Raw genomic sequence first — 13,288 nt, 5'->3', positions numbered from 1 at the left:
ACGCTCTGGCTTTTTTATTGAAAATTTTGACTTAACCTAGCTTTATTTCGAACTCAAACCTCCTCTTTCTATGCATTTTCCCAAAAGCATATTCGTCTACTTACTGACCAACAAACCAGTTATTAAGTGAATTTACTTATTTTGTGAAAATAAGGTTATTACAGGATTAGGATCATCTTTTTATTTATGCAATTGTGCTATCGATTTTGCTTGTTTTGTAAATAATTTTTTACAGACCCTCCTTGTTGTTTGTATCAAAATGTTAATTATTTAAACAATTACTTTTTCTATTTAAAACTTATTTCATTCTTATTATCTCATTATTTATCAATATGTAATAAAGATAAAGTTCTCATTGTTATTTCATTGAGTGATGAATTTCTATGAAAAAAAACGATTGAAGTAACCATATTGTATCTATGGATATTGTTATTCTAAGAAATGGTTAACAAATAATTATAATTATTAACAATATAATAAACTATGGTATTATTCAATTTTAAGGCAATAAATGAATGACATTATAAATATAAATGGTAAATCCATTACTGAGGTAGAAGATGAAAATTTCAAGGAGAAAGCTGCTTTTAGGTGTTGGTGCTGCGGGGGTTTTGGCCGGTGGTGCTGCATTAGTTCCAATGGTGCGCCGTGATGGCAAATTCGTTGAAGCTAAATCTAGAGCATCATTTGTCGAAGGTACAGAGGGTGCGCTGCCTAAAGAGTCTGATGCAGTGATTATTGGTGGTGGTATTCAAGGTATCATGACTGCTATCAACCTTGCAGAACGTGGCATGAGTGTCACTATTTTAGAAAAGGGCGAGATTGGCGGTGAACAATCTGGCCGTGCATACAGCCAAATTATTAGTTATCAAACATCACCAGAAATTTTCCCATTGCACCATTACGGGAAAATCTTATGGCGCGGAATGAACGAGAAAATTGGTGCTGATACTAGTTATCGTACACAAGGTCGTGTAGAAGCGCTTGCTGATGAAAAAGCATTTGATAAAGCTCAAGCGTGGATCAAAACAGCAAAAGAAACTGCGGGATTTGATACACCATTAAATACTCGCATTATTAAAGGTGAAGAGTTATCAAACCGTCTTGTTGGTGCTCAAACACCATGGACAGTTGCTGCTTTTGAAGAAGACTCAGGTTCTGTTGATCCCGAAACAGGAACACCTGCATTAGCACGCTACGCTAAACAAATTGGCGTAAAAATCTATACTAACTGCGCGGTAAGAGGCATTGAAACTGCCGGTGGTAAAATTTCTGATGTTGTAACAGAAAAAGGCGCAATTAGAACATCTCACGTTGTTCTTGCTGGTGGTATTTGGTCACGTTTATTTATGGGTAACATGGGCATTGATATTCCAACGCTGAATGTTTACTTATCACAACAACGTGTATCAGGTGTTCCTGGCGCACCTCGTGGTAACGTGCATTTACCGAATGGTATTCACTTCCGTGAACAAGCCGACGGTACTTATGCTGTCGCACCGCGTATTTTCACCAGTTCTATTGTGAAAGATAGCTTCTTATTAGGGCCTAAGTTCATGCACCTATTAGGTGGTGGTGAGCTGCCATTAGAATTCTCTATCGGTGAAGACTTGTTTAATTCATTCAAGATGCCAACATCTTGGAAATTAGATGAAAAAACACCGTTTGAACAATATCGTATTGCAACAGCAACACAAAATACTGAGCACTTAGATGCGGTATTCCAAAGAATGAAAGCTGAATTCCCAGTATTTGAAAAATCACAAGTTGTGGAGCGTTGGGGTGCTGTTGTTAGCCCAACATTTGATGAATTACCAATTATCTCTGAGGTTAAAGAATACCCTGGTCTTGTCATTAATACGGCGACGGTATGGGGTATGACCGAAGGCCCAGCAGCAGGTGAAGTTACTGCTGATATCGTAACGGGCAAAAAACCAGTTATTGATCCAACACCATTTAGTATGGATCGCTTTAAGAAGTAAATAACCCCTTGTTTTACTGTAAATTAAACATGTTAAGGAGTTTTCATGCGTTATAAAAGTTTACTTGTTGCCCTGCCTTTTATCTTTGGTGTAGCAAGCGCGAATGCGGAGGGTGTTGTGCACCATAAATTAAACGGTATGCCTATTTCAGAATCTGTTGAAGTGAGTGCAGGTAACAACCTTGTATTCTTAAGCGGTAAAGTACCTGCTAAGAAATCAGCAGATGCACCAGAAGGCGTATTAGCGTCTTATGGTAACACTGAAGAACAAACTATCAGTGTATTAGAACAAATTAAAACTCACTTAAATGAACTTGGCCTAGACATGAAAGACGTTGTTAAAATGCAAGTCTTCCTAGTTGGTGGTGAAGAAACTAAAGGTGAGATGGACTTTAAAGGTTTTATGGATGGTTATTCTAAGTACTTTGATGCTTCGAAAACTGACCAACTGCCAGCACGCTCAACTTTCCAAATCGCTAAACTGGCGAATCCAGCATGGCGTGTAGAAATTGAAGTGATTGCGGTTCGTCCTGCAAAATAAGAGCGATAGCTTTTACTCAATTTTGACGTAAAACACAATCGACTAAAACGCTAGAGAAGGGTAACTTTCTTTGGCGTTTTTTATTTCATTTATAGCCTTTAAACTATAAGGGGTAAATTAAGTATTTTTTACAAGGGCTCTAACTACTTTCACCTTGAATAAACTTCACTGGAATAACAGAAACGTTATCTGTTATTTCTTTATTCTCAATTAATGTACTAATCACTTCTACGCTTTTTTCAGCTAGTTTTTCAAAGGGTTGTTCAATACAGGTTAACTGGCGCAGTGTTTGATTTAACCAAGGGCTACCATCGTAAGCAACAATTTTTAGTTGCTCTGGAATGGTAATATTTCGCCTTGTGGCTTCATTAAACAATGCCATGGCAGGAATATCAGCAGCAAAAATAGCATCGATATCTGTATGCAAAGAAAGTATTTTTGTTGCGAAAGAGTGAAAATAGTCTTTCTCTTCTTCTTTCCAATTTACTTTGCAAGGAATGGGGTTAATACCTGCCTGAATAAGCGTTTCTTTAAAGGCTAAACAGCTTTGATATGAAGGGGTTGATGATAAATAACTTGAGTTATCTTCAATATAGAGGATTTTCTTGCAACCTTTTTGAATAAGGTGTTCTGCTGCTAATCGACCACCCGTGTGGTGATCAGAACAAACTAATGGAATATCACGAAGATGGCGATCTAGTGTGACTACAGGTCTTTGAATATGCTGATATTCACTATCATCCAATAACAGATATTCTGCAATAATACCGTCGATCTGACCACGTTTAAGCATATCAAAAAATATACGCTCACGTACTTTGCTATTTTGGGTTGCACATAACATCATGCTATAGCCATTTTCAGCGAGTTTATTTTCAATAAAACGGGTTACTGTCGCAAAATAAGGGTATTCAAGGCTATTAATAATGACACCAACAACTGCACTTTTTTGTTGATATAAATTTCTTAGCCAAGTATCAGGAATATAATCTAATTCCTCTACCGCTTTTTTTATTTTTTCTCGTGCAGCTTGAGACACATAACCACTGTTATTTAATGCTCTGGAAACAGTACTTGCTGCGACATTTGCTTTTTTTGCGACATCACGGATCCCGGCCATTGAATATGCTGTTGCTCCTTTCAATTCGTTGATGTCCTAATATATCTTAATATGATTATTACAAACCCATTTTTATTGAGGTAATTGTGTTTTTTTAGTATGAGCTATTTCACATTTTAGTATGTTAATTACCTTACCCTCCTTTTTAGTGCTTATAGTATCTTATATTAACTATGGAACTGTTCCATATATACTAATTACCTTGGTGAGGTGAATATGTCTAAAACTTGGTGGAAAGAAGCAGTGGTCTATCAAATTTATCCCAAGAGTTATTATGATAGTAATGGGGATGGTATTGGGGATTTAGCAGGGATCACAGAGAAATTAGATTATATTCAGTCACTCGGTACAAATGTTATTTGGTTATGCCCCATTTTTAAATCGCCAATGAAAGACAATGGTTATGATATTGCTGATTATTCTGTTGTCGATCCTATCTTTGGCGATAATAACGCGTTAGATAAACTGATTAGTGAAGCTAAAAAACGTGATATTAAAATTTTATTAGATTTAGTATTAAATCACACTTCTGATGAGCACCCATGGTTTAAATCGGCAATTGAAGATCCTAATAGCCCATATAACGATTATTATATTTTTAAACAATGGGATAAGCCGACTCCTCCTAATAATTTACGCACTTATTTTGATTGCTCTGTTTGGAGTCGTGTTGGAAAAACTAATCGTTGGTACTTTAATTCATTTGGTCCGGAACAACCGGACTTAAATTGGGAAAACCCACAATTACGTAAAGATATTATCGACATGATAAATGTCTGGATCAAAAAAGGGGTTGCAGGATTTCGCATTGATGCGATTGGTAATTTAAAAAAATCCCCTGAAGCCTTATCTGAATATCAATTTGAACCTGATAAAGATGATGGTACTGCATCTTTAGTGCCTTGGGTTTTAAATCAACCAGGTATTGATAAATTCTTAACTGAATTAGCCGAGAAAACTTTTAAGCCTGTGAACAGTATGACCGTTGCAGAAATTGATGTGCCAGAAAAAGATTTACGTGCTTATGTCGGCGAAGATGGTTATTTCTCTATGGTATTTGATTTTAGCATTGCCGATTTAGATATCCGCAATGAAAAGCCATTTACAATTAACCCAATTACAGGTGAAAGATTAAAACCTGTATTTATCAAAAGCCAATTAGATACTCAAAGAGTAGGGTGGGGAGCGCCTTATTTAGAAAATCACGATCAACCTCGTTCATTAAATAAATTTCTCCCTAAAGGTGCTATTAATCCCATTAGTGCCAAAATGTTAGCAACATTTTTATTAACGCAACGGGGCACGCCTTTTATTTATCAAGGGCAAGAGATTGGCATGACAAATTGCCCGATGACATTAGAAGAACATGATGATTTACATGTGTTTAAATTACATGAGTGGGGTAAGAAATTAGGTTACAGCGATAAGCAAATCATTGAATACTTTAATGACCGTAGCCGTGATAATTCAAGAACACCTTTCCAATGGAATAGCGAAGTAAATAGTGGTTTTAGTACAGGTAAACCATGGTTAAAAGTTAATCCTAACTATGTCGATATTAATGCACAGAAAGAAACGCAAGATAATCACTCTCTTTTCGCTTATTACCAGCAATTGATTGCATTAAGACGGCATTCAGAGATCAGTGATATTTTGATTTATGGTGAATTTTTGCCATTAGATTCACCAGAAAATGTGATTGCTTTTAAGCGTACTTATGAAGGTAATTCAATCAATATTTATTGTAATTTTAGTGGTGAAGAAAAGGCACTAACCATTAAAGCTAAGGATATCTATTTGCATAACAGCCCAATAGTGAAAAATGCGCACGGCGACCTTATCCTTCAGCCTTATCAAGCGATTATTTTTGCTTAATTTCTTCTATTTGATTGAAAATAAAGCGCCTTTATTGGGCGCTTTATTATTGGCCATTTTTATTTCATTTGTTTCAGCCAATCTGCAATAAATTCTGCAATAGCTTCGGGTGCGTTGATATCTAGTAGTGGAAAGTCCACACTTAAATCACAATCACTGGCGATGGCAATAACATGCTCATCGAGTAATTCATTAAAATCACGCTCGTTGATGTGGCGATAAAGTGCAATTTTAGGAATGGTTTCGCCTTTAAATCCTTCGACTAAGATTAAATCTAGTTTACTTGTATCAAAACGAGATGCGAGGTAATACAAATCTAATTCTGGTAGTTCTGGGGTTTCTGTCATTAATGCCCAACGTTGTTGGCTTGCGACTAATGTCTGATCTGCACCTGCTTTTCTAAGCTCGTAGCTGTCTTTGCCAGGCTTATCCACATCCATATCATGATGAGTGTGCTTGATCATGCCTACGCGAATTTCTCTTTTGCGTAATTGTGGAATAAGTTGTTTTAGTAATGTCGTTTTACCGGTTCCACTCCATGCCGTGATCCCTAAAAGGGGTAGATCAACTTGCGCCATATTTTTCATTCCTATTTTTTAATTTATTGGCTTTTTCAATATCGTCAGGGGTATTTAAATTAATAAAAGCATTTGCTTGATCCGCGAATAAAACAGGATGTGCATTTATTTGCTTCATAAACAACATTAATTTTCGATCGCCTTGTGCTAAATAAGCTTCTAGCATAGGAATAATACGACGATTTAGTAGTGCTAAGGTAGGATGTTCTCTTTCACCATCATCAACATAAACGGCTAATGCTTCGCCTCTTTGTTCATAGAGTTTTTCAACTAAATTAAGAGGGAAATAGGGAACATCGCAAGGCACAAAGGCAACCCAAGGTGTTGGGGCTTGCTTTAATAATGTGAGCATGCCAGCTAAAGGCCCTGAAAATCCTTCTATTTCATCTGTAATAACAGGATATTGGCTTTGGCGATATTGTTCTAAATTGCGGTTAGCACTAATCAGTATATTATCAACTTGAGGTGCTAGTTTTTGGGCTATATGGCGGTATAAAGGCTGTCCATGTAGAATTTGAAGTCCTTTATCAGCGCCACCCATTCGTGTTGCTTGACCACCCGCAAGTATACCACCTGTAATATTCTTCATTTTCATATTCAATATTTGTGAATAAATTGGCTAAAATTTCCGAACGATTTTTATCAAGTAAAGACGATATACTAATAAAAAATATCGACATAATGAGATTTCATGTAAAGCGACAGCAATTTTTATCAAAAAAGCGTAATATTTACGCATATTGACAGAGGTTTCCTTTTTCTATCGGATAATAATTGGTACTTTGTTGTTGTAATTAATAATAAGGATTTTTTGTATGAAATGTCACCGTCTTAATGAAGTTATGGAATTACTGCACCCAGTTTGGGAAGAAAATTCTGATTTAAACTTAGTTCAATTATTGCAGAAACTGGCTGATGAAGCGGGTTTTAAAGGTCAATTATCTGATCTGACTGATGATATTTTGATTTACCATCTGAAAATGCGTGGTTCAGCACCGACAGAAGTGATACCAGGACTAAAAAAAGATTACGAAGAAGATTTTAAAACCGCTATTTTACGTGCTCGTGGTGTGATTAAAGATTAAATTCAGGATAGAAAATGGAAATGTCTGCCTCATTTAATTTTCAGGGACTGTCACCTGACAACATTTGGGACGCGTTAGTTAAAATTGGTTTTTATCCTGAGTCAGGGTTAACAGAATTAAATAGCTATGAAAATCGTGTTTTTCAATTTATGGATGAGCATCGACAACGTTATGTGGTGAAATTTTATCGTCCTCAACGCTGGTCGTATGAACAAATAAAAGAAGAACATGAGTTTGTTTTAGCATTAAAGGAGGCTGAGATATCTGTTGCTGCTCCTTTAATGATTAATAGTGAGACGGTTCATCTTTCTGATGGTGGCTTTTATTTTGCAATCTTTCCTAGTATAGGAGGAAGAGCCTATGAAACTGATAATTTATTTCAGTTAGAAGAAGTTGGACGCACATTAGGGTGTATTCATCAAATAGGCCGAAAAAAGAGTTATGAATATCGATCGACAGTTTCTATTGCAGAATATCTGATAGCGCCAAAATTAGAATTTGAAAGTAGTGCGTTAATTCCTAATAACCTGAAACCTCAATTTATAGAGGTTATAGATAAACTTATTCATGATGTGCGTCCTAGAATAGAGGACTCTGCATGGCAAATGTTACGGCTACATGGTGATTGCCATCCTGGTAATATATTGTGGCGTGATGAAGTTGTAATGGTTGATTTTGATGATTCCCGAATGGGACCTGCAGTACAAGACTTTTGGATGTTATTAAACGGCTCACGGCAAGAGCAGGTTATACAATTAGATACGATCCTTGAGTCTTATTATGAATATCAAGATTTTGATTTACGTGAATTGTCATTGATTGAACCATTAAGAGCAATGAGAATGGTGCATTATCTCGCGTGGGTATTAAAACGTTGGAATGATCCTGCTTTTCCTCGTGCTTTTGTTTGGTTTCAAGAACAAGATTTTTGGTTTAAACAATTAGCCTTATTCAAGGGACAAGTGGAGCAACTAAATGAGCCTCCTTTACAACTTAGTCCAATGTATTAATTTTTAGGAGACGATGAGAAATGAAAAAAAATTGGCTGGCGTTAGCAAGTATGGTGTTAGCATTCAGTGTTTCTGCTGCTGATATATCTGAAGGAAAACAGTACACTAACCTTTCTAAACCTGTTGCGGCTGCGCCTGATGTTGTTGAGTTTTTCTCTTTTTATTGCCCACATTGTTATCAATTTTCTGAAGTGTATAAAGTCAATAGTACTGTTGAAAAGAATGCGCCAGAAAATACCAATGTTGTCCGCTATCACGTTGATTTTTTAGGGCCTTTGGGTAAGGACTTAACACGTTCTTGGGCTGTAGCAATGGCCTTAGGTGTTGAAGATCAAGTCTCTCCTGTTTTATTTAAAGGTATTCAAGAAACTCAATCTATTCGTTCTGTTGATGATATCCGTAATGCTTTTATTAAGGCCGGCGTTAAAGGCGAAGATTATGATGCGGCAATGAATAGCTTTGTGGTGAACTCTTTAGTTAGCCAACAACAAAATGCTGTTGCGGATTTTCAAATCAATGGTGTTCCTGCCATGATAATTGGTGGTAAATATAAAATGAAAAATGACGGTATTAGCGCAAAATCACCAGAAGAGTATGCAAAGACATATTCTGATATTGTGAATCAGTTATTGCTGAAAAAATAATATAGGCTTAATTTTTTCCTATGTAGACTAAGTAAAAGTATATAGGTTCTTATATAAAAAATAGCACTCAAGAAATAGGAGTGCTATTTTTTTACTTTCATAATTTTGTCATAATATAACTATCCACATTAATAAAAAATACAGATATTAATTTATAATATCTTAATGAATTTGCTAAGTGATTGATTTTTTAATTATGTTAATAAATTGAAAAGGAAGCTAACTTATTAATATAGAGAGGGTTACAAAACTACTCACAGAGTTATCCACAGGTTTTTTTGATATTGGTTACAAAATAAATTCTTAATAAAAAAGATGACACTAATATGAACGTTAATATTAATGATGAGTAAATGGCTCTTTCTTAAATACTTTCTAAATTACACAATAAGTTTACTGTTTATTCTTTGTTTTTAATTGAAATTAGATTAATGGATATCTACTCTGACAAAATGACCTTAATGAATATTAACTTATCATTCATACTTATTCTTTTTGTTAAGTCTGGTTAATAATAAATAATTGAGTATTTAAGCCGAATTTCTGCATTTAAGAACAGGTAATATTCGTCTATTGGGCTGTGATGTGGCATTCTAGTCATATCAACGAACCTCAGAACAATGATGAACAGATTATGGTCCAGATAGCAGAAAACCCCTTTATCCTTGTAGATGGCTCCTCATATCTTTACCGCGCCTATCATGCATTTCCACCTCTAACCAATAGCCAAGGTGAGCCAACAGGTGCGATGTATGGCGTGTTGAACATGCTACGTAGCCTGATAATACAGTATAAACCAAGCCATGTTGCGGTTGTGTTTGACGCTAAAGGTAAAACATTCCGTGATGAATTGTATGAGGAATATAAATCTAACCGTCCTCCAATGCCGGATGATTTACGCGAGCAAATAGCACCTTTGCATGAAATGGTACAAGCAATGGGTTTACCCTTGTTATCTATTTCAGGTGTGGAAGCAGACGATGTCATTGGAACATTGGCACTAAAAGCGGCAGCTGATGGCCGTGATGTTTTAATCAGTACTGGCGATAAAGATATGGCGCAATTAGTAACGCCAAAGATCACGCTAATTAACACTATGACCAACGTTATTTTAGGTCCTGATGAAGTTAAAGAAAAATATGGTGTTCCTCCTGAACTGATTATTGATTTTCTCGCATTAATGGGCGATTCATCCGATAACATCCCTGGTGTTCCAGGAGTGGGAGAAAAAACTGCATTAGGTCTTTTACAAGGGCTTGGTAGTTTAGATGATATCTATCAACAGCTTGATAATATCGCAACGTTGAGTTTCCGTGGTGCTAAAACACTTGGCGCTAAAATGGCAGAGCATGAGAAAGTGGCAAAACTTTCTTATAAGTTGGCAACAATTAAAACGGATGTTGAACTCGATAAAACGTTTGATGATTTAGTGGTTAGTGAGCCAAATTTAGAGCAATTACTAGAAATGTTCACGCGTTATGAATTTAAACGCTGGATAAGTGATCTTCAAAATGGTGGGTGGTTAGCACAACGTAGTACACAAAAAGTTGCTGTGCCTTATACCTCTGAAGCTGTTAAACCCAAAGAAGCCTCTGCATCAGCTAATTTCCCTGTTATTACACAAGAGAATTATGAAGCTATCTTGACACATGAAAGCTTAGCACGATGGGTTGAGCTTCTCAAAAAAGCACCCACATTTGCATTCGATACAGAAACGGACAGCTTAAATAATATTGATGCACGTTTAATTGGCATGTCGTTTGCGATTGAGCCAGGAAAAGCAGCTTATATTCCGTTGCGTCATGAGTATTTAGATGCACCAGAGCAACTTCCTGTTAATGATGTGCTAGCGGCATTAAAACCTATTTTAGAAGATAAGAACATTCTAAAAATTGGGCAAAATTTGAAGTTTGACCGTGGCATTATGGAAAATGAAGGCATCGAATTAAACGGTATCCATTTTGATACGATGTTGGAGTCTTACGTATTAAATAGTGTCAGTAATCGACATGATATGGATACGTTGGCTGAAAAGCACTTAAATCATAAAACTACAACATTTGAAGAGATTGCGGGTAAAGGTAAAGGCCAACTGACTTTTAACCAAATTGAGGTTGAGCAAGCAACGTTATATGCTGCTGAAGATGCGGATATCACTTTATTACTCCATCAAGCGCTATATCCTCAAATAGAAGCCATTGAGCCTCTTAAACATGTTTACCGCGATATTGAAATGCCATTAGTCCCAGTGCTTTCTAGAATGGAACGCAAAGGGGTATTAATTGATGCTCAAGTGTTAGCTGTTCAATCTCAAGAAATCACACAGCGTTTAGCTGAAATTGAAAAAGAGACGTTTGCGCTAGCAGGACAAGAATTTAATCTCTCTTCACCTAAACAGTTACAAGAAATTTTATTTGATAAACTGCAATTACCTGTTATTAAGAAAACGCCAAAAGGGGCACCATCTACCAATGAAGAAGTATTGGAAGAGTTAGCACATAGCCATGAACTGCCCCGTTTGATTTTAGAGCATCGTGGTCTTGCGAAACTAAAATCTACCTATACGGATAAATTGCCATTGATGGTTAATAGTAAAACGAAGCGTGTACATACTTCATATCATCAAGCTGTGACGGCAACAGGTCGTTTATCTTCTCGCGATCCGAATCTTCAAAATATCCCAGTGAGAAACGAAGAAGGACGCCGTATTCGCCAAGCCTTTATCGCGCGTGAAGGTTTTAAAATTGTTGCAGCCGACTATTCACAGATTGAATTACGGATCATGGCGCATTTATCGCAAGATAAAGGCTTGTTAGATGCCTTTGCTCAAGGTAAAGATATTCACCGTGCAACGGCATCTGAAGTGTTTGGTATACCTTTAGAAGAAGTCACTTCTGAACAACGTCGTAGTGCGAAAGCCATTAACTTTGGTCTTATTTATGGCATGAGCGCTTTTGGCTTATCGCAGCAGATTGGTGTTGAGAGAAGAGAAGCTCAGCGTTATATGGATCTCTATTTTGAGCGTTATCCTGGCGTATTGGATTATATGGAGCGCACACGTAAACAAGCTTCTGAACAAGGCTATGTTGAAACGTTAGAGGGTCGTCGTCTCTATTTACCAGAAATTAATTCAAAGAATGCAATTCGTCGTAAAGCTTCAGAGCGTGAAGCGATTAATGCTCCAATGCAGGGTACAGCTGCGGATATCATTAAAAAAGCAATGATTGCTGTGGATAATTGGATTTGCAATGAATGTCCTGCTGATGTGCATATGATTATGCAAGTACACGATGAATTGGTGTTTGAAGTGCGGGAGTCTTACCTAGAGAACGCAAATATCATGATCCATAAATTGATGGAAAGTAGTATGGAATTAGCTATCCCATTAAAAGTCGAAGTGGGTGTGGGTAATAACTGGGATGAAGCACATTAATTTTTAAATATTATTCTTGTTTAAAGTAGAAAAAAGAAAAGCTCGGTTAATTACCGAGCTTTTTTATGTCAAAACTTATAAAAATATGAAAAAGAGATAAGTGAATTATTAAGCAACTTGTGAATCGATCAGTTTGCTTAATTTCTTCTGTTTTTTCTCAATACGTTGACGTTTTAACGGAGATAAATGGTCAATAAAGAGTTTACCATCAAGATGGTCTAACTCATGTTGAATACAGCCTGCAAACAAATCAGAGGCTTCAAGTTCAATTTCATCACCATTTCTATCTAATGCTCTCACCTTTAAGAAGCGGTAACGTTCTGTTGGGGCAAAAGAATCTGGAATAGATAGACACCCATCCATCATATCCATCACTTCATCTTCAGTGCTGATAATTTCAGGATTAATAAGTGCAATCGGTTGATCTCGGTTTTCAGAAACATCAATTACAACAATGCGTTTAGATACATTAACCTGAGGTGCTGCTAAGCCAATACCTCGTTCTGCATACATGGTTTCAATCATGTCATCGATTAATGTGCGTATTTCGTCATCTACTTTTTCCACTGGTACTGCGACTCTGCGCAGACGCTCATCGGGAAAACGCAGGAGCGGTAATACAGCCATGGATACCTCATTTTATCGCTAATTACATATTTACTACGGTCTCGCGGTAAGCGTATCACAAAATCATTAAGGAGAAACCGCACCTTTTGTGTGATTTGTTCTATTTTTAATCATATTCATGCGAGTGATTAAAGTCTCATAATTATGTAATTAAACTACATTTATTTATGATTTGAATACATAAATGCATAGCTGAATCGTGTCTGCCTGTGAAAAAAAATTACAAAAGGGCTTTTATTAACCAATAAAATAGAGTACATTATCTCTCGTAGGGTACAGAGGTAAGATGTTCTATCTTTCAGACCTTTTACTTCACGTAATCGGATTTAGCTGAATATTAGCTGCCCCAGTCGACTTATTTCGGCTGGGGCATTTTTTTGCCTAAAATTTGCTG

At 36.5% G+C, this 13,288-nt stretch carries 12 protein-coding genes; 8 read left to right on the top strand and 4 right to left on the bottom strand.

From position 1 onward, the window contains the following. Positions 1-560 precede the first annotated feature (560 nt). On the top strand, positions 561-1,982 hold the full coding sequence (locus tag CUB63_RS10440) for an NAD(P)/FAD-dependent oxidoreductase (protein ID WP_006534641.1): 1,422 nt from the start codon (positions 561-563) through the stop codon (positions 1,980-1,982). Positions 1,983-2,027: 45 nt separating this feature from the next. Next, on the top strand, positions 2,028-2,522 hold the full coding sequence (locus CUB63_RS10435; RefSeq protein ID WP_006534642.1) for a RidA family protein: 495 nt from the start codon (positions 2,028-2,030) through the stop codon (positions 2,520-2,522). Positions 2,523-2,661: 139 nt separating this feature from the next. On the opposite strand, the gene CUB63_RS10430 is transcribed toward CUB63_RS10435, so the two are convergent. Then, positions 2,662-3,642 carry a LacI family DNA-binding transcriptional regulator gene (locus CUB63_RS10430; RefSeq protein WP_109847994.1) on the bottom strand — a complete coding sequence of 327 codons (981 nt, stop codon included), beginning with the start codon at positions 3,640-3,642 and terminating at the stop codon, positions 2,662-2,664. 216 nt (positions 3,643-3,858) lie between these two features. Here CUB63_RS10430 and CUB63_RS10425 point away from each other — a divergent pair, with 216 nt between their 5' ends. Next, positions 3,859-5,517: an alpha-glucosidase gene (locus CUB63_RS10425; protein WP_109847993.1), complete on the top strand. Its 1,659-nt coding sequence runs from the start codon at positions 3,859-3,861 to the stop codon at positions 5,515-5,517. Positions 5,518-5,576: 59 nt separating this feature from the next. Here CUB63_RS10425 and mobB read toward each other — a convergent pair whose 3' ends face one another. Next, positions 5,577-6,095, bottom strand: a complete 519-nt coding sequence (gene mobB, locus CUB63_RS10420) for a molybdopterin-guanine dinucleotide biosynthesis protein MobB (RefSeq protein ID WP_072064803.1) — start codon at positions 6,093-6,095, stop codon at positions 5,577-5,579. Continuing rightward, complete coding sequence (mobA, locus tag CUB63_RS10415) at positions 6,082-6,690, bottom strand: molybdenum cofactor guanylyltransferase MobA (protein WP_109847992.1); 609 nt, start codon at positions 6,688-6,690, stop codon at positions 6,082-6,084. The genes mobB and mobA overlap by 14 nt, the downstream gene beginning before the upstream one ends. 220 nt (positions 6,691-6,910) lie before the next feature. Between mobA and CUB63_RS10410 the strand changes: the two genes are divergently transcribed. The 4 genes from CUB63_RS10410 to polA all read left to right on the top strand — a co-directional run bounded on the left by CUB63_RS10410 (position 6,911) and on the right by polA (position 12,267). Continuing rightward, complete coding sequence (locus CUB63_RS10410) at positions 6,911-7,180, top strand: YihD family protein (RefSeq protein WP_072064800.1); 270 nt, start codon at positions 6,911-6,913, stop codon at positions 7,178-7,180. A 14-nt stretch (positions 7,181-7,194) separates the two neighbouring features. After that, positions 7,195-8,190 carry a serine/threonine protein kinase gene (locus CUB63_RS10405; RefSeq protein WP_109847991.1) on the top strand — a complete coding sequence of 332 codons (996 nt, stop codon included), beginning with the start codon at positions 7,195-7,197 and terminating at the stop codon, positions 8,188-8,190. 20 nt (positions 8,191-8,210) lie between these two features. Continuing rightward, entirely contained in the window at positions 8,211-8,834 is a 624-nt protein-coding gene (gene dsbA, locus CUB63_RS10400; RefSeq protein WP_109847990.1) for a thiol:disulfide interchange protein DsbA, read from the top strand. A gap of 634 nt (positions 8,835-9,468) precedes the next feature. After that, positions 9,469-12,267, top strand: coding sequence for a DNA polymerase I (gene polA, locus CUB63_RS10395; protein WP_109848044.1), 2,799 nt, complete (start codon positions 9,469-9,471; stop codon positions 12,265-12,267). Between the two features lie 108 nt (positions 12,268-12,375). On the opposite strand, the gene def is transcribed toward polA, so the two are convergent. Beyond that, the gene (gene def / locus CUB63_RS10385) at positions 12,376-12,894 is read right to left on the bottom strand and encodes a peptide deformylase (RefSeq protein WP_006534655.1); all 519 of its coding nucleotides are present in this window, start codon (positions 12,892-12,894) and stop codon (positions 12,376-12,378) included. Positions 12,895-13,180: 286 nt separating this feature from the next. Here def and spfP point away from each other — a divergent pair, with 286 nt between their 5' ends. Continuing rightward, positions 13,181-13,228 (top strand): small protein SpfP, encoded by a 48-nt coding sequence (gene spfP / locus CUB63_RS18050; protein WP_438361642.1) that lies wholly within the window; start codon positions 13,181-13,183, stop codon positions 13,226-13,228. Positions 13,229-13,288: the final 60 nt, after the last annotated feature.

It is taken from the genome of Proteus penneri (assembly GCF_003144535.1).
GTDB classification, from domain to species: domain Bacteria; phylum Pseudomonadota; class Gammaproteobacteria; order Enterobacterales; family Enterobacteriaceae; genus Proteus; species Proteus penneri.
Note: the sequence above shows the minus strand (reverse complement) of the source record. Positions and strands in the feature narration are given on the sequence as shown.